This window comes from Oleiphilus sp. HI0117 (assembly GCF_001635235.1).
The window spans coordinates 1-830 of sequence record NZ_LWGA01001506.1 but is presented as its reverse complement, the minus strand read 5'-3'; the positions used below and the strand labels follow the sequence as shown (position 1 = coordinate 830).

1 protein-coding gene and 1 pseudogene are annotated in these 830 nt (G+C 48.8%); both read left to right on the top strand.

All coding sequences use genetic code 11. The features are described 5' to 3' along the window. Positions 1-328, top strand: a pseudogene (locus A3757_RS24830) (hydrogenase formation protein HypD); the annotation flags it as partial. A 14-nt stretch (positions 329-342) separates the two neighbouring features. After that, positions 343-830: AIR synthase related protein (locus A3757_RS24825; RefSeq protein WP_231878387.1), on the top strand; the 488-nt coding region annotated here is incomplete at its 3' end.

Sequence of the window (830 nt, the reverse complement as noted above, 5' to 3'; positions counted from 1 at the left end):
ACTGACCAAGAAGTACCTAGACCTTCGACAGAGTTTCGAATGGCGAGGCCTCGGAGAAATGCCTGACAGCGCTTTAAAGCTGCGAGAGGAATATCAACAATTTGATGCCGAGTATATCTATAAGGATACGTTCGCAAAAAACGGCAATGACATCGCATCTGACAACAAAGCCTGTGAATGCCCTGCCGTTTTGACGGGGCAAAAAAAACCCTACGAATGCAAACTATTTAACAAGCCCTGCACCCCTGAAAACCCGCTTGGCTCATGCATGGTATCATCTGAAGGCGCGTGCGCAGCTTACTATCGCTATCAACCCAACACCCAGTAGACAGAGCCCCGCCAATGACTAACAAAACCTCAAGCACACTGGATTTCAAGGATGGGTTCATCGAGATGGCTCATGGAAGTGGTGGCCGAGCGTCAGCCACATTAATTGATGAACTCTTTTTGCCAGCTTTCGATAATAGCTACCTACAAGAAAAGTCTGATCAAGCAACACTTTCACTACCACAGTCTCGCATTACCATGGCCACCGACAGCCATGTCATCTCCCCTTTATTTTTCCCTGGCGGGAATATCGGTAGTTTAGCGGTGCACGGCACAGTCAATGACGTCTGCATGTCAGGTGCCCAGCCCCTCTACCTAAGTGTTGGCTTTATTCTAGAAGAAGGCTTCCCGCTTTCTGAACTAAAACGCATTGTCGACTCTATGGCTGAGGCAGCCCAAGAGGCTGGGGTTAAAATCGTTACCGGTGATACGAAAGTGGTAGAGCAAGGCCATGGTGACGGTGTTTACATCAACACCACAGGAATAGGCGCATTGCCTGAAGA